Below are 21,157 nucleotides of genomic sequence, written 5' to 3'. Positions count from 1 at the left end.
CAGCGAGGCTCGCACGCCGCGACAGACAGGTTAAATCGTTATTGGCGCACCTTCAGGTAGCCAGCGGCTAAACATAGCGCTCACGGCTCCGGCCTGTAACCCAGCCGCAAGCCGCCCCAATGCTTGCCCTGCACATGGATCGGCACCGACAGGTCGTGCATCAGTTCGCCGGTGTCGCGCATGTAGGTCTGCAGCAGCACGCGCTGTTGGTGGCTGCCGCAACGAATGCCGGTGCGGTCGTTGAACAGTCGCTTGCTGCGGCTTTTCACGGTGTCCACGGCGCGATCGCCGGTGGGCGGATGGTTGAAGGCCTGGTTGTGGGTCGGCACGTAGCCTTCCGGCGTGGTGGCGATGGCGAACACCAGGCCTTCGTGGCGCTTGAGCAGCGGTTCCTGGATGGCCGGCAGCACACCATCGGCGTAGCTGTCGAAGCGCGTGCGGAACTTGGCCGGGAACGTATCGAGGATCGGCTGGTACTGGCGGTCGAACAGGTCCGCGAGGCTGATGCGCCCGGCCTGGATGTCGGCCTCGAACTGCCTGGCAATCGCGGCGGCGCCCTCCAGGGCGAGGTCGTAGATGCGCTGGTGGTAGTCGTCGAGCCCGACGCTGGCCAACTGCTCGCTGACGCTTTCCGCCTGGCCGACCAGTTGCTCGGCGGCCTTGCCCAGCTGGCGGGTCTGGTCTTCGCTGCTGCGCACGTCGCCGCGCAGTTGCTCGACCGCCACCAGCAGCTCGGCCAGATGCCCGTGGTTGCTCGCCGTACCGGCGCTGATCTGCTCGACCTGAGCATCGACATCGGCGGCCAGGTCGGCGATGCCGCGCAATTGCTCGCCGGTGAACTCGATCTGCCGGGCGGCCGCTTCCAGCTCCTCGGCCTGCTGCTGGATATGGCTGACCACCGCCGCACTCTGCTGACGGATGTCGGCGACCATCTGCCCCACCTCACCGGTAGCACTGGCGGTACGCCCGGCCAGGCTGCGCACCTCGTCGGCGACCACCGCGAAGCCGCGCCCCTGCTCACCGGCGCGCGCGGCCTCGATGGCGGCATTGAGCGCCAGCAGGTTGGTCTGGCTGGCGATGGACTGGATTACCTGGGTGACCTGCTCGATCTGCTCGGTGCGCGCCCCGAGGCCATCGATCAATTCGCGGCTGGCGGCGGCCTGGGTGCTGAGCTGCTGCATGCGCGCGATGGCTTGCTGCAACTCGCTCTGACCTGTGGCGCTGCTGGCGCGCACCGTCTGCGCGGCACCCAAGGTCTGACCGGCGCGTTCGGCATTGCTCTGCTCGGTGCGGGTCACGGCGCGAGCGCCTTCACTGATCTGCTCGACCGCCGCCAGCTGCGACTGCAGCTTGCCGGACAATTGCTGCACAGTGAACGCCACCTGGGCGGCGGACAGCGCGTTATGGCAGGTATGTTGCGACAGGCTCTGGCTAAGCGCGTCCAGCGAGGTTGCAGGAGCGGCTGTAGAGGCCACTACAGCCGGTCGCCGCCAGGGGCCGAACCAGGGCCACAGGGCCAGCGCCAGCAGGGCGATGGCGGCGATATGAACCGGCAGCTGCACTTGGTACCAGACCACCAGCAGGGCCAGCAGGCCGAGTAGGTGCAAGGCCGGCGCGAGCCGATCACGAGTCATTCCAGCATCCATGGCGAACCTCGTCGTTCTTATTGTGAGGTGATGCGAGCGCTAGGCTCTAGCAGCACAGCAAGGTGCCCCTGTTCAGTACATCGGCCGTAGGGGACAAATCCGTAGGCCGAAAACCAATCCGGTCAGTTGATCACCCCATGAGGTGCTACGCCATGGCACTTTGGTAGCAGAGCGACGGTCGCGCTCAGCGTTCGAGGCGGTGGCGCTTGACGAAGGCGCGGTCGAAGTAGTCCTTGCAGCGCCCGTACAGTTGGCCGCCGGCGCTCCACTGCTGCCAGCCCAGCAGCGCGCCGCCGTCACCGCTGGCCAATAGCAGTGGGCGTTGGCCACGCGCCTTGTAGTCACGCAGCGCGCCGCCGCGCAGGGCCGCCGCCAGGTTGGCGGCGAGCACCGGCACCTGGCGCATCGAATACAAACCGCTCTTGCGCACGCCGGGCAGGTTGGCGCAATCGCCGACCGCGAACACTTGCGGGTGGGAATGACTTTGCAGCGTAAGTGCGGTGTGCACGAAACCGTCGCCATCGCAGCTCAGGCCGCTGGCCGCGATCCAAGGCAGCGCCTGAGCGCCACTGGCCAGCAACAGGCGGCCGCCATGCCACACGGAAGCCTCACCGCTGATCAGGCAGTTGCCGTCGATGCGGCTGATTGGGCAATGCTCGCGCACCTGCACGCGGCGCATGCGCAGATGGCCCCAGGCGCGCATACGCAAACCGGCGCAGTGGCCGGCCAACAGCGGCTCACCGCAGAACAGCGCCAGCTGCGGCACCTGGTCGGCGAGCGCCAGGGCCATCTCCACCCCCGCCACGCCGCCGCCGAGAATCGCCAGCGGCTGCGGGTCGCGCCGCCAGGCCTGCCAGCCGGTGATGAAGTGATCCACGGGCTTCACCGCCAGCACGTCCATTGCCTCGCCCTCGCGTGGTGGACAGGCGACCCGGTCACCCACATTGAGCGACAGCCAGTGCCCCTGCAGTACGCGACCGTCTTCCAACGTCAGTTGACGAGTCGCGGCGTCCAGCGCGGCAACGGGGGCGACGATCAGCTCGACCTGCGCGGCCTGGCACAACGCGCCCAGGCCGATCTGGCAATCCTGCGGCGAATAGCGGCCACCGACCAGCCCCGGCAACATGCCGGCGTGCCAGGTGTGCTCGGCACTGGCCACCAGGGCGATGCGACCCGCTGGCCGCTCGATCAGCGCCCAGCGTCGCAGAACCCCGAGATGGGCAGGGCCTGCGCCTACCAGCAACAGATCGTAGTCAGTCATCTACACCGATATCCTTGAGAATCTGGGAGCGATTTGCAGCCGCCTGTGGGCATGCACAGCGAGCTTTGACCGAAATAGCCGCACAATGATCCCACCGCCGAAGGGGTTGGCGGAGCATGGCGGCAGCAGGCCGCTTCGAGCAAGTGAAGAGACGCTTGCGGCGGGTTTTCGACACATTTTTGCTGCGGTTAATACCCGTTTTTCAGGCCGCCGAGGCCTGCGCCGGCAAACGCTCCAACAAACCCGGATCGATGCGCAGCAAGCGCACGCAGCGGGCATCGCGAAGCTGCTCGCTGGGCCGTTGCGCCTGCTCGAGCGCCAGCACCTGCCCGGTCAGATTGAGCACCAGCGCCTCACGGGAAAACACGCCGCTGTTCAGGCTGTAATAGGCGGCCACCAACTCACGCAAGCCGAACGGCAGGCGCCAGCGGATGCGCAAGGCTGAACCGAAGCCGGCAGCACGCTGGCCAATGGCCTGGTCAATCTGCGCATCGCTCAGGCTGCCGCCGGCGTCCTGCCAGTCCTGCATGCAGCGCAGCAAGGCCAGTTCGCCGATGTTATGCAGCAAGCCGGCGGTGTAGCAGAGCTCGGCATCCAGCGACAGCTCGCTGGCTAACCAATGGGCGACCTCGGCGCTGCGTTGGGCCGCAGCCCAGGTACGCACGCCGCGCTCGGCCAGGCGCGGGTCGCTGAGCCGCGCATTGCGCTGCACGGAAAGCCCCAGCACCAGGTTCAGGGTACGCGCCACGCCCAGACGCGGCAGCGCCTGGGCCAGGGTCTGACAGGGCGAGCCGTTGTGGTGGGCGGCGCTGTTGGCCGCGGCAATCAGGCAGGCGGTGATCTGCGGGTCGCGGGCGAACACCTGCTCCAGCTCGCGCAGGCTCGGCTCGCTGCTGTTCAGGTACTGGCTGACCGAGTCGCGCACCGAGGCCAGCAGCGGCGCGCCCTGCCCTTCTTCGCGCATGGCATCCAGGTAATCCTCCAGCCGGTTCACCAGCAGCGGGCGAATCGGGCACAGCAACTCTTCCCCGTCGGCAAGCAGCAGGCTGGCCAAGCGCTTGCGCAGCGCCTCGGCATTGAAGGGTTTGGCCAGGTAGGCGGTAGGTGCCAGCGGCTTGGCGGCGCGCACGCTGTTGGCATCCAGGCGGCCGCTGATCAGGATGAACGGCAGCGCCGGCGTACGCGGGTGACGACGTAGCTGGCGCAGCAGCTCAAGGCCATCTACGCCCGGCAGTTCGCTGTCGGCGATCACCAGTTCAGGCAGGCGTCGCTTGCAGCGCGCCATGGCCGCCTGGCCGTCGGCGACGCGAATCACCACGGCGTCGCACCGCACGTTGAGCACCAGTTGTTCGAGCAGATCCGCCGTCCAGGGGTCGGTATCGGCGATCAGCACTTCTGGAGCGGGCACCGCTTCAGCCATCAGAAAACCTCGGAACATCAACACAGGGCAGCGCCTGAGTATAGACAAGGCCGCGGCAGCCCAAGCGCACCGGGATCAATGATGTCGCTATCCACCACCCCACATGCCGCGACAAAACGGCAGGCAAAAAAAGACCCGCCGAAGCGGGTCCTTTTCAACGGCGTGGCTTACGCCAGTTCGTCGAAGCACTCGGCCACGATGGCGATGCCTTTTTCCAACTGGGCGTCCGGGATGGTGACCGGCATCAGGAAGCGCACCACGTTGTAGTAGGTGCCGCACGACAGCAGGATCAGGCCCTTCTCGCGCGCCTTGGCGACGATCTTGCCAGTCAGTTCGGCAGCCGGCTTGCTGTGGTCGCCGCCTTCGAACAGCTCGATGGCGACCATCGAACCCAGGCCGCGCACGTCGCCGATCACCTTGTGCTTGTCGGCGATGTCACGCAGGCCAGCCTTGAGCTTCTCGCCTACGGCGTTAGAGCGATCCAGCAGCTTCTCTTCGTCGAACACCTTGAGTACGGCCAGGGCCGCAGCGCAGGCGATCGGGCTGCCGGCATAGGTGCCGCCCAGGCCGCCGGGGGCGATCTTGTCCATGATCTCGGCCTTGCCGCTGACGCCGGAGATCGGGAAGCCGCCGCCGACCGACTTGGCGAAAGTGGTCAGGTCCGGCACCACGCCCAGTTGCTCGGTGGCGAAGAAGGTGCCGGTGCGGCCAGCGCCGGTCTGCACTTCGTCAGCGATCAGCAGGATGCCGTGCTGGTCGCACAGGGCGCGCAGGCGCTGCATGAAGGCTGGCGAGTTGACGTAGAAACCACCTTCGCCCTGTACCGGCTCGATGATGATCGCGGCGATGTCCTGGGGCTGGGCATCGTTCTTGAAGATGCGCTCGATGCTGGCAATTGATTCATCTTCGCTCACGCCATGCAGTTCGCACGGCGCAACGGCGCGGTACACGCCAGCAGGCATCAAGCCCATGCCGGCGGAGTACGGCACGACCTTGCCGGTCAGCGACAGGGTCATCATGGTACGGCCGTGGTAGGCACCCGTGAAGGCGATCACGCCAGCACGGCCGGTAGCGGCACGGGCGATCTTCACGGCGTTCTCGACGGCTTCGGAGCCGGAGGTGACCAGCAGGGTCTTCTTGGCGAAGTCGCCAGGTACGCGCTTGGCGATTTCTTCGCACAGCTCGATGTAGGGCTCGTACGCCAGCACCTGGAAGCAGGTGTGGGTCAGCTTGGTCAGTTGTTCCTGAACGGCGGCGACCACTTTCGGATGCAGGTGACCGGTGTTCAGTACGGCGATACCGCCGGCGAAGTCGATGTACTCGCGGCCTTCGACGTCCCACACGGTGGCGTTCTCGGCGCGCTCGGCGACGATCGGGTGGATCTGGCCGACACCGCGCGGTACGGCGGCCTGACGGCGTTGCAGCAGGGATTCGTTGGTCTTGCTCATGGCTTCCTCATTCACCGCTCATCGTCGGTGTGGTTCAAGGATGACGCATCCCGCTGCAGCCACGACAGCATGCGATGATCGACTGCCGGGCCTTGCGGGATACAGGGAGAAACCTGTGTTGCGCCGCCGCAGCGACGCAGTTCGATCAGTGTTAAATGCTCAGGCAGAGGTACTTGATTTCCAAATAATCCTCGATGCCGTACTTGGAGCCTTCACGGCCCAGGCCCGAAGCCTTGATGCCGCCGAACGGCGCCACTTCGTTGGAAATCAGGCCGGTGTTGATGCCGACCATACCGTATTCCAGCGCCTCGGCCACACGGAACACACGGGAGAGGTCACGGGCGTAGAAGTAGGAGGCCAGGCCGAACTCGGTGTCGTTGGCCATGGCGATCACTTCGGCTTCGTCCTTGAAACGGAACAGCGGCGCCAGCGGGCCGAAGGTTTCGTCCTTGGAGACCAGCGCGTTCTTCGGCACGTCGGCCAGAATGGTCGGCTCGAAGAAGGTGCCGCCCAGGGCGTGGGTCTTGCCGCCGGAGAGGATCTTGGCGCCTTTGGAAACGGCGTCCTCGATGTGCTCCTTGACCTTGGCCACCGCCTTCTCGTCGATCAGCGGGCCGGTGGTGGTGCCGTCTTCCAGACCGTTACCGATCTTCAGCTTCTCGACCGCGACCTTGAGCTTCTCGGCGAAGGCATCGTAGACGCCGTCCTGCACGTAGATGCGGTTGGCGCACACGCAGGTCTGGCCGTTGTTGCGGTACTTGGAAATGATCGCGCCTTCGATGGCCTTGTCCAGGTCAGCGTCGTCGAACACGATGAAGGGTGCGTTGCCGCCCAGCTCCAGGGACACCTTCTTGATGTCCTGAGCGCATTCGGCCATCAGCTGGCGACCGATCTCGGTGGAACCGGTGAACGACAGCTTGCGCACGATCGGGTTGCCGGTCAGCTCGCCGCCCACTTCACCGGCGCTGCCGGTCACCACGCTGAACACGCCAGCCGGGATGCCGGCACGGGTGGCCAGCTCGGCCAGGGCCAGAGCGGAGTAAGGCGTCTGCGAAGCCGGCTTGAGCACCATGGTGCAGCCGGCGGCCAGGGCCGGGCCGGCCTTGCGGGTGATCATCGCCGCCGGGAAGTTCCACGGCGTGATAGCCGCGGTGACGCCGATCGGCTGCTTGATGACGATCAGGCGCTTGTCGGCCTGGTGACCCGGGATGGTGTCGCCATAGACGCGCTTGGCCTCTTCGGCGAACCACTCGATGAAGGACGCCGCGTAGGCGATTTCGCCCTTGGCCTCGGCCAGTGGCTTGCCCTGCTCGATGGTCATCAGGCGCGCCAGGTCTTCCTGGTTCTCCAGCATCAGCTCGTACCAGCGACGCAGCTTGGCGGAGCGCTCCTTGGCGGTCAGCGCACGCCAGGCCGGCAGGGCCTTGTCGGCAGCTTCGATGGCGCGGCGGGTTTCAGCAGCGCCCATCTTCGGCACGCTGCCGATCACTTCGCCAGTGGCCGGGTTGGTCACCTTGATGGTCTGGCCGCTGTCGGCATCAGCCCAGGCGCCGTTGACGAAAGCCTGCTGGCGGAACAGTTGCGCGTCTTTCAGTTGCATGGCGATCTCCTCTATCCCGGCACCACGGCGCCAGGAGATGACGAAAGAAGCTGGGAGCGAACCCAGGCGTGGGTTGGAGCGACAGGCTAGCTGCGGCCTGCAAATTCGAACGGAGTGCGCCGCCGCGAGTTCAGCCGGCCGACACCATCGTTTGAAATATCAAACAGATCGTAAGATCAGGTCGATCAAAGGGCAATAGGCCGTTCAAGAAAATTAACAGCCCGCGGATGGGCGGGGATTCCGGCCGGCTTTCTTTATAGCCCAAACCAGCCGCCCAGGCCCGCCGAACGAGCCCTACGTCCAGCATGGACGCACGCCAACGACATGCGTATGATTGCGCCCCGCAACGCACTCGTAGCTCAGCTGGATAGAGTACTGCCCTCCGAAGGCAGGGGTCGTGGGTTCGAATCCCGCCGAGTGCGCCAGATCGCTGTTTCCTTCACCCGACAGGTGACCAGGAAACGCAACACGAAGCCCGCTCTGTGCGGGCTTCGTCGTTTCTGGCGTCAGGCAGGTCTTTCGGCGCCGCTGTCACGCCCTTCCGAAACCGCTGGCCAATCAATCGAAACCGCAATCCATCAGAGGGTGTCAACTGCATCGCGACCACGCTCACCCACTCAGGATGCTGACCATGTACAACCCGGCCATTCACGCCAAAGGCGAACTCTCGCGAGGCATCGTCTGGCTCGCCCGGACTGGCTACGCGGCGCGCGGCGTGGTGTACCTGATCATCGGTACCTTCGCACTGCTCGCCGCCAGAGGGAGCGGGGAGACGGTCGGCACAAAGGGCGCCATCTCGCAACTGCTGGGGCAACCGTTCGGCGAGACGCTGCTGTGGATCATGGTGGTCGGGCTAATCGCCTACGCCGCCTGGCGGCTGACCCAGGCGATCGCCGATCCGGAAGATCACGGCACCGACGCCAAGGGGCTCGCCGCGCGTGCAGGCCTCGTCGGTGGCGCCATCAGTTACAGCCTGCTGACTCTGTTCACGCTGGGCCTGCTGGGCAGTTCGCTCGGCGAGTCTTCCGGGGGTGGCAAGGGCGGTGAAGACTTTCTCTCCGGCCTGCTGGGCTGGAAGTATTCGAACTATCTGGTTTATCTGGTGGCGCTGGTGCCTCTGGGCGTCGGCATCGCGCACATCATCAAGGGCTGGAAAGCCAAGTTCGAAAAGTACTTCTCGGCCTCGGATGACGTCATGCGCTGGGTAACGCCCATCTCCAAGGTTGGCCTCATCGCCCGTGGCGTTTCCTTTCTGGTGGTAGCCGGCATGCTGTTCAGCGGCGGTACCCGTTATGAACCCACCTCCCCACCAGGCCTCGAGGACGCGCTGCACGCTTTGCAATCCTTGCCCTTCGGCGCCTTCTGGCTGGGGTTGATTGGCGCGGGCCTGATCGCCTTCGCGCTCTACAGTTTTGCCGAAGCGATCTGGCGACGTATCGACACGGCGGCGGTCTTCGACTGACCCCAGGCTTCAGATCTCCGTCAATCGCCCTCCAACACCTCCGGCCCGACCAGAAACTTCTGCCGCAACAGCGTTTCCCGGGTAATCGCCACCAGCGCATCGATCTGCATGTCTGGCATTTCCGTCATGTAGGAGAGGCAGAAGCGCGCCGGCGGGATGGGCGGATCGCAGGGCAGGGTTTTCAGCAGGTTGAGGGCGAGCATTTCACGGATCAGCGGTACCGGCAGGATGCCGATGGCATGGCCGGCGGAAACCAGCTTGGCCATGAAGCTCAGGGAGTTGCTGGAGTGGAAGGCTTCGGACGGCGCGTTGCCGCCCTTGAGCCAGTTCTCGACCACCGAGTACAGCGTCGAAGGCGCCGAGTGGCTGACGATGGGATGGCCGGCGGCGTGCTCGGGCAGGAAGGGGTCGGCGTCGATGGCCAGTTGCGGAGCGGCGACCCACTGGAAGGTCATCCAGCCGATGAAGATGTCGGTGACGTCCTCGCGGGTCGCCGGGTTGGTGAGCAGCGCCAGATCCAGCTCATGGTCGTTGAGCTTGCGGTTGAGCACCGCGCCGACGTCGATGGTGATTTCCAGGGTGATTTCGGGAAAGTGCGCCTTGATCTCGGCGATCACCGCGGTCAGGCCGACCATCGCCGAGCATTCGTCGGCGCCGAGGCGCAGCCGGCGGTGCTGCTTCTGCTTGGCGGCGAATTGCTCGAGTTTCACGCTGTTGTTGAGCGCCAGTTCGGCGTGGCGCAGGGCGATATGGCCATCGGCGGTGAGGGTCATGCGCTGCTTGCTGCGGTCGAACAGCTTGACGCTGAGCAGTGATTCCATCTCGCGGATGCGTGAGGAAATGGCCGGCTGAGTCAGGTGAAGGTGGCGAGATGCAGCATGTACGCCGCCCAGTCGGGCAGTCCAGTAGAAGGCCTCGATCTGCATCAGGGTAATTCGCATGATAAAAATCGTCCCCTCTTACGTCCGCTGATTTTTATTATCGCCACAAAAACATGCTTGTTAGGATCGGGCCCACTTCTTGCCCAAAACGAATAATTAAACAGCGCATGTATATTATCGAAGCACTTCCCGAGGCGATTAATCCAGAAGAACTTTCCGTTCTTTTGCGCGCCGAGCCCGCCACCATCGGTCATTTCATCACCACCGGCATATTGAGCCCGCAAATCAGGGCGCACTTCGAAAATGTGCGTACCGTGGGCACTGCGGTGACGGTTAAGATGCCTGGCGCCGATGGCGGCATCCTCCATTACGCGATGGGTTGCGCCAGGCCGGGTGACTTTCTGGTGGTCGACCGTTGCGGCGAAAGCGTGACCGCGGCCATGGGTGGTGCCATGGCCTATGCCGCCAAGCAGGCGGGCATAGCCGGGATCATCATCGACGGCTACGTCACCGACCTGGGCGAGCTACGCGAGCACGGCGTGCCGGTGTGGTCCTGGGGCGCCAGCGCCATCACCACGCGGGTAAAGGGTGAGGAAGGCGAATTCTGTACCCCGGTGCAGTGCGGCGGGGTCGTCGTGCGGCCCGGTGATGCGGTGATCGCCGACGAGAACGGCATCGTCATCCTGCCGCCCGCCCAGGCACTGGCATTGGCCCACCGCGCCATCGAGTTCCAGGAGAACGAGAAGCACACCCTGGCGCGTCTGGCCCAGGGCGAAAAGTTTCCCGACGTGGTGGGCTCACGCCCGCTGATCGACGCGGCCATCGACCGGGCACGCTGACCTCGGTCGCACAGCGCAAGGTCAGGCGCGATGACAATTCCAATACTGACCAGCTGCACGTTTCATCAGGTTTCTGCCCCGTAGCTCCCCCCAGAAAAACAACAGGACTACCATGAAACTGTATTCGCTCCCCAGGGTGATCCTGGCTGCGCTGGGCTGCGCGATTGGCGCCAGCGCACTTGCGGACGATGCGTCGTCCGTCCATTTCAACGTGGTCGGTGGCGGCAGCCACAACTACACCTTTCGCGCCGTCGAGCGCCCGTTCTGGACTGAAACCCTGCCCGCCAACTCGGGCGGCTCTGTCACCGCTCGCCTGATGGGGCTGTCGGAAAGTGGCCTCAAGGGGCCGGAGATGGTGCGTGTACTGCGCGCAGGTGCCGTCGAGATCGGCATGGGCGTGTTCGCCTTCGTGGCCGGCGACGATGCGGCCTTCGAGGGCATCGACCTGCCCGGCATGGCTGCCGACATCGCCACGTCACGGCAGATCGCCGATGCCTACAAACCGGTGCTCGAAGCACGCATGGCCGAGCGTCACGGCGTCAAGCTGCTGGCCACCGTGCCCTATACCGCCCAGGTGTTCTTCTGCCGTGATGCGGTGAATGGCCTGGACGACCTGAAGGGCCGCAAGGTGCGGGTACGCGGTCGCAACATGGCGGGCATGGTCAGCGCGCTCGGCGCATCGCCGGTCACCCTGCCCTTCGCCGAGGTGGTCACGGCCATGCAGACCGGCGTCATCGACTGCGCGGTAACCGGCATGGGTTCGGGCAATGCCGCCAAGTGGTACGACGTGGCGGGCTACGTCTACGACCTGCCAGTGGACTGGTCGATCGGCTTCTACGCCATGGGCCTGCAACGCTGGCAGCAGCTCTCTCCCGATATGCAGCGCCTGCTGCAGGCCCAGGCACACGTGCTGGAGGACGCCCTGTGGACGGAAACCGCTCGCGAGAACCGCTATGCGCTGGCCTGCAACACCGGCGCCGCCGACTGCCAGATTCATCACCCTGCCGGGATGCAGGCCAGTGCGCCGACCGAAGACGAGCGCGCCAGGCTGCGGGAGGTCGTACTGAGCATCGCCGATGACTGGGGCAAGCGCTGTGGCGCCGACTGCGTGCAGCAATGGAATGCAACGGCGGGCAAGGCGGTCGGCGTAGCCCTGAAAGATCCCTGAGAACCTGTTCACGATCTGCTGCGCGTCGGCCCTACTGCGTTAAAAACAAGCTCGGAATGCTCATTTACAGCTCGTAAAGTCGAGCGCGACTCCGACCGCTTCCTCACTTGTTTTTGCCTTGTATGGCTCTAGCTCGCTAGATCGTGAGCAGGTTCTGGGCATAGCGAAAGCCTCGCACGAAGCGGCGCTTGCCGCGCTGAACTCCACCCGTTCGCGGAGAAACCTGCTCATGCAACCTGACGAAACCCCGAGCCTCCGGCTCATCAACCGCATCGCCCGGGTCAGCGCCTGGATGGGCGGCATCGCGCTGATGGGCTCGGCCCTGATGATCAGCATCGATCTGCTGCTGCGCCGCCTGCTGGGCTTTTCCATGGGCGGCGCCGACGAGATCGCCGGTTACGTGCTGGCCATCGTCAGCGCCTGGGCCTTTCCCATCGCGCTGCTCAGGCGCTCCCACTTGCGTGTGGATATCCTCTACTCGCGCCTGTCGCTCAAGCCCAGAGTCGGCCTCGATCTGCTGGCCCTGGCCGGCATGGCGCTGTTCGTCGGCACGTTGCTGTTCCATGTTGGCGGAGTTCTGTGGGATTCCATCGCCTATCGCTCGATTTCCACCACGCCGTTGCAGGTGCCGCAGTGGATTCCCCAGTCGCTGTGGTTCGCCGGCTACCTGTTCTTCGCCTCGACCATTCTGGTACTGGGCTACAACAGCCTGATGCAGCTGCGTCAGCAACGCTGGGCCGCAGCCAACGCGCTGATCGGCATCAACTCGGTCGAGGAGGAGATCGAGGAAGAGTCCCGCTCCAGCCGTGGTGCAACCACCCGGGAGGGTCGCTGAGATGCTGGCATTCACCCTGATCGTATTGCTGGGCCTGCTCGGCCTCAGCGTGGCCGCGGCAGTCAGCGTGGGCCTTCTGGGCATGTCGCTGGCCGAACTGTTCTCGACGTTGCCGCTGAGTAATGCCATGGGCGAGATCGCCTGGAGCACCGGCGCCGAGTTCCTGCTGGTGGCCATTCCGCTGTATGTGCTGATGGGCGAGCTGCTGGTCTGCTCGGGTGTGGCCGGGCGCATGTACAGCGCGGCGGACAAGTGGCTGTCGTGGCTGCCGGGCGGCTTGATGAATTCCAATATCGGCGCCTCGGCGCTGTTCTCCGCCACCAGCGGCTCCAGCGTGGCCACGGCGGCGACCATCTCGACCATCGCCCTGCCGGAGCAGGTACGCAAGGGCTATCCGGCGCCGCTGTTCCTCGGTTCGATCGCGGCGGGCGGCACCCTGGGTATTCTGATTCCGCCGTCGATCAACATGATCCTGTTCGCGCTGATCGCCAACATCTCGGTACCCAAGCTCTACCTGGCAGCGACCATCCCCGGCCTGCTGCTGTGCCTGATGTTCGTGGCGATGATCGTGATCACCTGCATGATCTGGCCGAAGCTCGGCGGCACTCGGCAACATGCCACCTGGGCCGAACGCCTGGCGAGCGTTCCCGACCTGCTACCGCCACTGGCGATCTTCGTGCTGGTGGTCGGCGCCATCTACAGTGGTTTCGCCACCGCCAGCGAGTCGGCGGCACTCGGTGTGCTGGCGGCGTTCGGCCTGGGCCTGTGGCGCCGCACCTTCACCTGGCAGAACCTGGGGCAGGCGTTCGAATCGACCATGCGCACCAGCGGGATGATCATTTTCATCACCCTGTCGGCGTTTTTCCTCAACTTCGTGCTATCGGCCATCGGCCTGACGCCCACGCTGGTCAGCTTCGTCACCGACCTGAACATGTCGCCGATGGCCACGCTGCTGGCGATCATCCTGTTCTACATCGTGCTTGGCTGCTTCATGGACACTTTGGCGATGCTGATCACCACCGCGCCGCTGGTGGTGCCGGTAATCGTGGCACTGGGTTTCGACCCACTGTGGTTCGGGGTCATCCTGATCGTGCTTTGCGAGATGGGGCAGATAACACCGCCGTTCGGCATGAACCTGTTCGTGGTGCAGAGTATTCGCAACAAGGGCAATTTCATGGATGTGATTTACGGCGCATTACCCTTCTGCTTCGTACTGTTGTTACTTATCGCGTTATTGATTGTATTCCCGCAGCTGGCCCTGTGGCTGCCACAGCTCGTCTGATCACCTGGTAAAACTTAATATTTATAAACCTGCCTGGAAATAATCAACCACTCTACTTATTTCTGCAAAAGGATTTGCATGCACGTCTATGACGCTCATTTTCCATCACACCCGATACGCCAGCATCCCACGATGCTGGCGGCATTCGCGTGCCTGCCTGATTACTTGCCATAAATAAATGCGCGTCATGCTGCCGAGTGCGCCGTTATATGCCGGAGTGCGCCGCCAACTGCCATTTTTATCAGCCTAATAAAAACATTGAATCCGACTCTTCGGGCAGTTGCGTTGACACTTATCGGCATTCAGAAAAGAATCAACTACCGCATATAAACATTCAACCAATAATAAAAAGGTGATCAATGCCCGCCCCCGACGACACGGCCAGCGCTGCCGTATCGGACGCCTTCGCGCGCGCCGAAAACAAGGCAACTTTCCTACTTCGCTCATCTGCCCATTCGCCGGAGAGCGCACCATGAAAAGCATTCTGACTATCTACTTCGCCACGCTGAAAGTGCTGATCGTTTCCAGCCTGGTCTGCATAACCCTGTTGATCTTCTCCAATGTGGTACTGCGCTACGGCTTCAACTCCGGGCTGTTCTTCAGTGAGGAGATCTCGCGGTTGGCCTTCGTCTGGCTGGTGTTCGCCGGGGCTCAGCTAATGCTCCACGAGAACGGCCATATCGGCGTCGATATCGTGACCAGCCGCGTATCGCCCGCGGTCGGCAAATACCTGTTGCTGCTCACCCAACTGCTGATGCTCTACGTCACCTGGCTGTTCCTGCAGGGCAGCTGGAAGCAGACGCTGATCAACCTGCACGTCGGCGCACCCTCGACCGGTGTGTCCATGGCGTTGTTCTACGGCGCCGGTCTGGTGTTCTCGGTGCTCAGCGCCGCGCTGATCGCCGCGCAGATGATCGACAACCTGAGAAAGCCGGCGGGCAGCTACATCCCGCGCACTGCCGAGCCCGACAGCCATGTAGCGCCGACCACCCAACCTGGGGTACTGAAGTAATGGCCCTTACCGTCTTCGTTGGCGTGCTGATGGCCGCCATTCTCATCGGCGCCCCCATCGCCTATGCGCTGATCCTCTGCGGTGTGGCGCTGATGTGGCTGCTGGGCCTGTTCGATGGGCAGATCATCGCGCAGAACATCATCAACTCCGCCGGCAGCTTCCCCCTGCTGGCCATTCCGCTGTTCATCATCGCCGGTGAGGTGATGAACAGCGGCGGGTTGTCCAAGCGCATCATCAACCTGGCCATCGCCATGGTCGGCCACCTGCGTGGCGGCCTCGGTTACGTGACCATCTTCGCCGGCGTGCTGCTGTCCAGCCTGTCCGGCTCGGCACTGGCCGACGCCGCCTCGCTGACCGCGCTGCTGCTGCCGATGATGGTCATCGCCGGCTACAACAAGAACCGCTCTGGCGGCCTGATCGCCTCGGTCTCGGTGCTCGGCTCGATCATCCCGCCGAGCATCGGCTTCGTGGTGCTCGGCGTAGCATCCGGCCTGTCGATCACCAAGCTGTTCCTCGCCGGCATCGCCCCGGGGCTGATGATCGCCGTGGCGCTGTGCGTGGCCTGGTGGCTGGTGTCGCGCCGCGACACCGACGTGAAATTGAGCCCCAAGGCATCCGGCAAGGAGCGCGCCAAGGCGTTCGTCGACAGCATCTGGGCGCTGATGCTACCGGTGATCATCGTCGTCGGCCTGCGCTTCGGGGTGGTCACGCCGACCGAAGCGGGCGCCGTGGCCAGCGTCTATGCGCTGCTGGTGTCGGCACTGGTGTACCGCGAGCTGAACCTCAAGGATCTCAACGCGTTGCTGCTGCGCGCCGGCAAGACCACCGCGGCGGTGATGTTCCTGGTCGCCGCCGCCTCGATCCCGGCTTGGATGATCACCATCGCCGATATACCTGGGCAGATCATCGACTTGATCGAGCCGGTGATGGACAACCCGAAGTTGCTGATCCTGGTACTGATGCTGCTGATCCTGGTGATCTCCATGGTCATGGACCTCACCCCGACCGTACTGCTGCTCGCGCCGATCCTGGTGCCGGTGGTAACGGCGGCGGACATCGACCCGATCTATTTCGGCGTGCTGTTCATGATCAATTGCTCCATCGGCCTGATCACCCCGCCCGTGGGCACGGTGCTCAACGTGGTCTGCGGTATCGGCCGAATGCGTTACGAGGCGCTGCTCAAGGGCACTTTCCCTTTCCTGATCGCGGAAATCATCGTGCTGTTCCTGCTCGTCGCCTTTCCGCAGCTGGTCACCGTGCCGGCCGAATGGTTCGCCAAATAACAACAACCACAACAAGGATTTCACCATGAAGATGAAACTGACCACACTCGCCGCGTTGCTGCTGGCCAGCAGCCTGAGCTTCGCCGCCGAGTACAACTCGCACACCATCAAATTCGCCGCCACCAGCCCCAAGGGTACCCCGCCGGCCATCGGCATGGAGCTGTTCGCCAAGAAAGTCAGCGAGCGCAGCGGTGGCAAGATCAAGGTTCGCACCTTTCCCAATGGCGTATTGGGCGGCGATGTGCAGGTGCTGTCGTCGCTGCAGGGCGGGGTGATCGAGATGATGACCTGGAATGCCGGGCTGATGCTCAACCACGTCACCGACTTCGGCATCCTCGACTTCCCGTTCCTGTACACCGACACCGCCAAGGTCGATGCCATGCTCGATGGCGAGGTCGGCAAGATGCTCACCGATCAGCTACCCGAACAGAATCTGGTCGGCCTGGCGTTCTGGGAGCTGGGCGTACGCAACCTGACCAACAACAAGCGCCCAGTCGCCAAGCTGGAAGACATCGCCGGCCTGAAGATCCGCGCCCAGCAATCGCCGCTGTTCCTCGACGTGTGGTCGGCCCTCGGTGCCAACCCGACCCCTCTGCCGTTCACCGAAGTTCACACGGCGCTGGAGACCGGCACGGTCGATGGCCAGGAGAATCCGGCAGCACTGATCCTCGCCTCCAAATTCAACGAGGTGCAGAAGTACCTGAGCCTCACCCACCACAACTACAACCCGCAGATCGTACTGATCGGCAAAGGCTTCTGGGACAAGCTCAACGACGACGAAAAGAAGCTGATCAGCGAGGTGGCCATGGAGGTGCGTCTCGAGCAGCGGCAGATCTCCCGCGAGGCTGACAGCAAGGCCATCGCCGAGCTGGAGGCCTCCGGCATGCAGGTCAACGAGCTGCCTGATGAAGAAGTCGCTCGCATCCAGGAAAAGATCCGCCCGGTCGTCGACAAGTACGCCGCCAAGATCGATCCGCAACTCGTGAAGAAGGTTTACGAGGCCATGGACGTTACCCAGCCCTGAGTACCTGCTCACGATCTTCCAACCCAGGTTCGTCGGTTTTGGCAGCCAAGGGGCGGGGGCGGCTGTTATCCAATCCACTGTGGGAGCCGCGACCTCGCGGCGATTCGCTCAGGCACCGCCGATAGGCAGTCAGGCAGCGATCGTTTCGCCCCGAGGTCGGGGCTCCCACAGGTTGGTTTGAGTGTCTTGCCACGTCATGCACGCAAAGATCGTGAACAGCCCCTGATCACCGCAGCACCGCTGCACGAACAAGCGCGCCCGATTGCCTGGGCGCGCTCTGCCACCTATAGAGGAAACACATGAAAATTTCGGTCGCGCAGATTCATCCCGTCCCCGGCAACCCGACTCAAACCATCGAAAAGGTCGCCGAGCTCTCGCGTCAGACGGCGCAAGAAGGCTCGCGCCTGATCGCTTTTCCAGAATGCCTGCTCACTGGCGGCTCCTTCGACAGCCGTGAAGACCTGGAGCGTGGCGCCATCGAGATCGAGGCGCTGGCCCCGTTGCTGGCGGTAAGCGCAGAGACCGGCATCTATATCATAGCCGGCTTCTACGAGCGCCTGCCGGATGCCATCTTCAATACCGCCGCACTGATCGGCCCCGAAGGCATCGTCGGCCTGCACCGCAAGCGTCACCTACCGTTCATGATCGGCGACCGTTTCACCGATACCCCGGATGAGTGGACGCCACCGGTATTCGATACCGAAATCGGGCGCATCGGCATGGCCATCTGTTACGAAATCCGCTTCCCGGAAGTGGTCCGCACTTTGGCCCTGGAAGGCGCCGACATCGTCGTACTGCCGGCCGCATGGCCAGAACAGGCACGCATGCTGCCGGACATCTTCAGCACCGTGCGAGCGGCCGAGAATATCGTCTACTTCGTAGCGCCGAACCGTAACGATATGGACGGCGGGATGCAGTTCATCGGCATGAGCCACATCATCGAGCCGTCCGGCAAGACGCTGGTGCGTGCTGGCGCGGAGGACGGCGTGTTCACCGTCGAGATCGACGTGGAGAAGGCCCGCAACAAGTCGCTGATCCGCGAGCCTGGTGTTTTCGAAGTGCATCCCTTCCGGGATCGCCTGCCTGACACCTACCGTATCTGAGGGCGCCCCGATGACCAGCACACTGAAACAGCTGATGGCACGCGGCACCACCTATGGCATGAACATCTACAGCACCGCATCGATGCCCATCGAAGTGGCCGGCAACTGGGGCCTGGACTTCGTGTTCATCGATGCCGAACACACCTCGCTCGGCGTCGATCGTGACATGGAGAAACTGATCCTGGCGGCCAAATGTTCGAATATCCATAGCCTGGTGCGGGTGCGCGGCACCCTTGACTGGGATATCCGCAAGGCCCTGGAAATGGGTGCCAGCGGCGTGATCATCCCGCAGGTGCACAACGCCGAGCAGATGCGCAGCATCATCCGCAGCGGCAAATTCCCACCCATGGGTCGCCGTGGAGGGGACAGCTCGGTCCGCTCCGCCAACTACGCCGGGCCGAATTTCGACTGGGGCACTTATACACAGGCGGAGAACGAGCGCACGGTGATCGTACCGATGGCCGAGAGCTACGAGTTCTTCGACGACATCGATGCGATCCTCGACGTCGAGGGCATCGACGCCGTGCACTTTGGCCCGGCCGACTATTCGTTGTCACGCCAGCTGCCAGTCGATTACCGCCTGGGTAACCCTGAGGTGTTGCAGCGCCTGGAACTGCTGATCGAGAAATGCCACGCCCGCGGCATCCAGGTCATGGTCCCCTGCTTCCCAGCCGACGGCGAAACCGCCAAGCGTCTACTCGACATGGGCAGCGACATGCTGCTGATGGGCAGCGACCTGTCCTGGCTCAACCAGGCTGGGCGCAGTATCGCTGCGGTGAGAGAGCAGTTGCAGTAATCAGGTAACCACGTAAACGACGAAGCCTGCGCTATGCGGGCTTCGTTGTTTCTGAAGAACGAATGTTTAGGGGCTGGCTACCGAAAAAAGCCGAGCTAGAGAGTCTTGCTGTCACGTTATGGCGCGGTATGTGCTGCGGATAGGCAGGAGATAACTAGCCGGCGCTATGCCCCCCAACCAGCTCCCTGGGTTACGCCTCCGGCTAACCCAGGCTACGAGAGCCCGCCAAGCACCGTAGGGTGGAAGACGCTTCACCCTTCCACCGCTGATTCGCAGCCCACCAGAATCCCGGACGCGTAGCCTGCGGTTGGGCGAAGCGCTCCCCAGGTCAGCTTACCTTCTGGCCGCCTGCCTGATGCTGCTGGGTATTAGGCCTTTGGAATTTTCCTGGCCCCAAAAGACGAAACCCCAGACCTCTGTCGAGATCTGGGGTTTCTTATAGAAGCTTGACGATGACCTACTCTCACATGGAGAAGCTCCACACTACCATCGGCGATGCGTCGTTTCACTACTGAGTTCGGGATGGGATCAGGTGGTTCCAACGCTCTATGGTCGTCAAGCAAACTGGTTGCTGCTTCGGGGTTTAGCCGCTGCAGCGAATTGGGTATGTGATGTCGGTTGGTATTACGTGTTCTCGCAAATCTTCGGCATTACTGTCGACTTCAACCGTCTAACAGCCAAATTGTTTGGGTGTTATATGGTCAAGCCTCACGGGCAATTAGTACTGGTTAGCTCAACGCCTCACAACGCTTACACACCCAGCCTATCAACGTCGTAGTCTTCGACGGCCCTTTAGGGAACTCAAGGTTCCAGTGAGATCTCATCTTGAGGCAAGTTTCCCGCTTAGATGCTTTCAGCGGTTATCTTTCCCGAACATAGCTACCCGGCAATGCCACTGGCGTGACAACCGGAACACCAGAGGTTCGTCCACTCCGGTCCTCTCGTACTAGGAGCAGCCCCTCTCAAATCTCAAACGTCCACGGCAGATAGGGACCGAACTGTCTCACGACGTTCTAAACCCAGCTCGCGTACCACTTTAAATGGCGAACAGCCATACCCTTGGGACCGGCTTCAGCCCCAGGATGTGATGAGCCGACATCGAGGTGCCAAACACCGCCGTCGATATGAACTCTTGGGCGGTATCAGCCTGTTATCCCCGGAGTACCTTTTATCCGTTGAGCGATGGCCCTTCCATACAGAACCACCGGATCACTAAGACCTACTTTCGTACCTGCTCGACGTGTCTGTCTCGCAGTCAAGCGCGCTTTTGCCTTTATACTCTACGACCGATTTCCGACCGGTCTGAGCGCACCTTCGTACTCCTCCGTTACTCTTTAGGAGGAGACCGCCCCAGTCAAACTACCCACCATACACTGTCCTCGATCCGGATAACGGACCAGAGTTAGAACCTCAAGGTTGCCAGGGTGGTATTTCAAGGATGGCTCCATGAGAACTGGCGTCCCCACTTCAAAGCCTCCCACCTATCCTACACAAGCAAGCTCAAAGTCCAGTGCAAAGCTATAGTAAAGGTTCACGGGGTCTTTCCGTCTAGCCGCGGATACACTGCATCTTCACAGCGATTTCAATTTCACTGAGTCTCGGGTGGAGACAGCGCCGCCATCGTTACGCCATTCGTGCAGGTCGGAACTTACCCGACAAGGAATTTCGCTACCTTAGGACCGTTATAGTTACGGCCGCCGTTTACCGGGGCTTCGATCAAGAGCTTCGCGTTAGCTAACCCCATCAATTAACCTTCCGGCACCGGGCAGGCGTCACACCCTATACGTCCACTTTCGTGTTTGCAGAGTGCTGTGTTTTTAATAAACAGTCGCAGCGGCCTGGTATCTTCGACCGGCATGTGCTTACGGGGTAAACCCTTCACACTCACCGGCGCACCTTCTCCCGAAGTTACGGTGCCATTTTGCCTAGTTCCTTCACCCGAGTTCTCTCAAGCGCCTTGGTATTCTCTACCTAACCACCTGTGTCGGTTTGGGGTACGGTTCCTAATTACCTGAAGCTTAGAAGCTTTTCCTGGAAGCATGGCATCAACCACTTCATCGTCCTAAAGGACAACTCGTCATCAGCTCTCGGCCTTGA

The 21,157-nt window shown here is 62.7% G+C and carries 16 protein-coding genes, 1 tRNA gene and 2 rRNA genes; 11 read left to right on the top strand and 8 right to left on the bottom strand.

Annotated features, from left to right (window positions below; all coding sequences use genetic code 11):
- Positions 1-80 precede the first annotated feature (80 nt).
- From BVH01_RS00095 to gabD, 5 genes are all read right to left on the bottom strand, one after another.
- Positions 81-1,634 (bottom strand): methyl-accepting chemotaxis protein, encoded by a 1,554-nt coding sequence (locus BVH01_RS00095; RefSeq protein WP_075928395.1) that lies wholly within the window; start codon positions 1,632-1,634, stop codon positions 81-83.
- A 196-nt stretch (positions 1,635-1,830) separates the two neighbouring features.
- On the bottom strand, positions 1,831-2,907 hold the full coding sequence (locus BVH01_RS00090) for an FAD-dependent oxidoreductase (RefSeq protein WP_075928394.1): 1,077 nt from the start codon (positions 2,905-2,907) through the stop codon (positions 1,831-1,833).
- 202 nt (positions 2,908-3,109) lie between these two features.
- Positions 3,110-4,327 carry an HDOD domain-containing protein gene (locus BVH01_RS00085; protein ID WP_075929096.1) on the bottom strand — a complete coding sequence of 406 codons (1,218 nt, stop codon included), beginning with the start codon at positions 4,325-4,327 and terminating at the stop codon, positions 3,110-3,112.
- A 167-nt stretch (positions 4,328-4,494) separates the two neighbouring features.
- A complete protein-coding gene (gabT, locus tag BVH01_RS00080; protein ID WP_075928393.1) occupies positions 4,495-5,775 on the bottom strand; it encodes a 4-aminobutyrate--2-oxoglutarate transaminase in 1,281 nt (426 codons plus the stop codon).
- A 151-nt stretch (positions 5,776-5,926) separates the two neighbouring features.
- A complete protein-coding gene (gene gabD / locus BVH01_RS00075; protein WP_027909036.1) occupies positions 5,927-7,375 on the bottom strand; it encodes an NADP-dependent succinate-semialdehyde dehydrogenase in 1,449 nt (482 codons plus the stop codon).
- A 348-nt stretch (positions 7,376-7,723) separates the two neighbouring features.
- On the opposite strand from gabD, the gene BVH01_RS00070 reads away from it, so the two are divergent.
- Positions 7,724-7,800 (top strand) — tRNA-Arg (locus BVH01_RS00070).
- A 206-nt stretch (positions 7,801-8,006) separates the two neighbouring features.
- Positions 8,007-8,837 carry a DUF1206 domain-containing protein gene (locus BVH01_RS00065; protein WP_075928392.1) on the top strand — a complete coding sequence of 277 codons (831 nt, stop codon included), beginning with the start codon at positions 8,007-8,009 and terminating at the stop codon, positions 8,835-8,837.
- 20 nt (positions 8,838-8,857) lie between these two features.
- On the opposite strand, the gene BVH01_RS00060 is transcribed toward BVH01_RS00065, so the two are convergent.
- On the bottom strand, positions 8,858-9,778 hold the full coding sequence (locus BVH01_RS00060; RefSeq protein ID WP_075928391.1) for a LysR family transcriptional regulator: 921 nt from the start codon (positions 9,776-9,778) through the stop codon (positions 8,858-8,860).
- 107 nt (positions 9,779-9,885) lie between these two features.
- Here BVH01_RS00060 and BVH01_RS00055 point away from each other — a divergent pair, with 107 nt between their 5' ends.
- The 9 genes from BVH01_RS00055 (at position 9,886) to BVH01_RS00015 (ending at position 19,060) form a co-directional block, all read left to right on the top strand.
- Positions 9,886-10,557, top strand: coding sequence for an RraA family protein (locus tag BVH01_RS00055; protein WP_075928390.1), 672 nt, complete (start codon positions 9,886-9,888; stop codon positions 10,555-10,557).
- A 112-nt stretch (positions 10,558-10,669) separates the two neighbouring features.
- Complete coding sequence (locus tag BVH01_RS00050; RefSeq protein ID WP_075928389.1) at positions 10,670-11,725, top strand: TRAP transporter substrate-binding protein; 1,056 nt, start codon at positions 10,670-10,672, stop codon at positions 11,723-11,725.
- Between the two features lie 229 nt (positions 11,726-11,954).
- On the top strand, positions 11,955-12,560 hold the full coding sequence (locus BVH01_RS00045; protein ID WP_075928388.1) for a TRAP transporter small permease subunit: 606 nt from the start codon (positions 11,955-11,957) through the stop codon (positions 12,558-12,560).
- A gap of 1 nt (position 12,561) precedes the next feature.
- The gene (locus tag BVH01_RS00040) at positions 12,562-13,842 is read left to right on the top strand and encodes a TRAP transporter large permease (protein ID WP_075928387.1); all 1,281 of its coding nucleotides are present in this window, start codon (positions 12,562-12,564) and stop codon (positions 13,840-13,842) included.
- 472 nt (positions 13,843-14,314) lie between these two features.
- Entirely contained in the window at positions 14,315-14,854 is a 540-nt protein-coding gene (locus BVH01_RS00035; RefSeq protein ID WP_075928386.1) for a TRAP transporter small permease, read from the top strand.
- Positions 14,854-16,137, top strand: a complete 1,284-nt coding sequence (locus BVH01_RS00030; protein ID WP_075928385.1) for a TRAP transporter large permease subunit — start codon at positions 14,854-14,856, stop codon at positions 16,135-16,137. The genes BVH01_RS00035 and BVH01_RS00030 overlap by 1 nt, the downstream gene beginning before the upstream one ends.
- Positions 16,138-16,162: 25 nt before the next feature.
- The gene (locus BVH01_RS00025) at positions 16,163-17,161 is read left to right on the top strand and encodes a TRAP transporter substrate-binding protein (RefSeq protein ID WP_075928384.1); all 999 of its coding nucleotides are present in this window, start codon (positions 16,163-16,165) and stop codon (positions 17,159-17,161) included.
- 299 nt (positions 17,162-17,460) lie between these two features.
- Positions 17,461-18,264, top strand: a complete 804-nt coding sequence (locus BVH01_RS00020; protein ID WP_075928383.1) for a carbon-nitrogen hydrolase family protein — start codon at positions 17,461-17,463, stop codon at positions 18,262-18,264.
- Positions 18,265-18,274: 10 nt separating this feature from the next.
- A complete protein-coding gene (locus BVH01_RS00015) occupies positions 18,275-19,060 on the top strand; it encodes an HpcH/HpaI aldolase/citrate lyase family protein (RefSeq protein ID WP_075928382.1) in 786 nt (261 codons plus the stop codon).
- Between the two features lie 444 nt (positions 19,061-19,504).
- Here the strand turns inward: BVH01_RS00015 and rrf are convergent.
- Together rrf and BVH01_RS00005 are read right to left on the bottom strand one after the other, a co-directional pair.
- Positions 19,505-19,620 (bottom strand): 5S ribosomal RNA (gene rrf / locus BVH01_RS00010).
- A gap of 137 nt (positions 19,621-19,757) precedes the next feature.
- Positions 19,758-21,157, bottom strand: a 23S ribosomal RNA gene (locus BVH01_RS00005); the annotation flags it as partial.

It is taken from the genome of Pseudomonas sp. PA1(2017) (assembly GCF_001945375.1).
Lineage (GTDB): Bacteria > Pseudomonadota > Gammaproteobacteria > Pseudomonadales > Pseudomonadaceae > Aquipseudomonas.
The sequence above is the reverse complement of the archived record's forward strand: the minus strand, read 5'-3'. Positions and strand labels throughout refer to the sequence as shown.

Coding starts and splice junctions, on each gene's coding strand:
- BVH01_RS00045 (WP_075928388.1), top strand. CDS start 11,955: ATGCAACCTGACGAAACCCCGAGCCTCCGGCTCATCAACCGCATCGCC.
- BVH01_RS00025 (WP_075928384.1), top strand. CDS start 16,163: ATGAAGATGAAACTGACCACACTCGCCGCGTTGCTGCTGGCCAGCAGC.
- gabD (WP_027909036.1), bottom strand. CDS start 7,375: ATGCAACTGAAAGACGCGCAACTGTTCCGCCAGCAGGCTTTCGTCAAC.
- BVH01_RS00050 (WP_075928389.1), top strand. CDS start 10,670: ATGAAACTGTATTCGCTCCCCAGGGTGATCCTGGCTGCGCTGGGCTGC.
- BVH01_RS00055 (WP_075928390.1), top strand. CDS start 9,886: ATGTATATTATCGAAGCACTTCCCGAGGCGATTAATCCAGAAGAACTT.
- BVH01_RS00095 (WP_075928395.1), bottom strand. CDS start 1,634: ATGACTCGTGATCGGCTCGCGCCGGCCTTGCACCTACTCGGCCTGCTG.
- BVH01_RS00035 (WP_075928386.1), top strand. CDS start 14,315: ATGAAAAGCATTCTGACTATCTACTTCGCCACGCTGAAAGTGCTGATC.
- BVH01_RS00020 (WP_075928383.1), top strand. CDS start 17,461: ATGAAAATTTCGGTCGCGCAGATTCATCCCGTCCCCGGCAACCCGACT.
- BVH01_RS00030 (WP_075928385.1), top strand. CDS start 14,854: ATGGCCCTTACCGTCTTCGTTGGCGTGCTGATGGCCGCCATTCTCATC.
- BVH01_RS00015 (WP_075928382.1), top strand. CDS start 18,275: ATGACCAGCACACTGAAACAGCTGATGGCACGCGGCACCACCTATGGC.
- BVH01_RS00085 (WP_075929096.1), bottom strand. CDS start 4,327: ATGGCTGAAGCGGTGCCCGCTCCAGAAGTGCTGATCGCCGATACCGAC.
- BVH01_RS00040 (WP_075928387.1), top strand. CDS start 12,562: ATGCTGGCATTCACCCTGATCGTATTGCTGGGCCTGCTCGGCCTCAGC.
- BVH01_RS00065 (WP_075928392.1), top strand. CDS start 8,007: ATGTACAACCCGGCCATTCACGCCAAAGGCGAACTCTCGCGAGGCATC.
- gabT (WP_075928393.1), bottom strand. CDS start 5,775: ATGAGCAAGACCAACGAATCCCTGCTGCAACGCCGTCAGGCCGCCGTA.
- BVH01_RS00090 (WP_075928394.1), bottom strand. CDS start 2,907: ATGACTGACTACGATCTGTTGCTGGTAGGCGCAGGCCCTGCCCATCTC.
- BVH01_RS00060 (WP_075928391.1), bottom strand. CDS start 9,778: ATGCGAATTACCCTGATGCAGATCGAGGCCTTCTACTGGACTGCCCGA.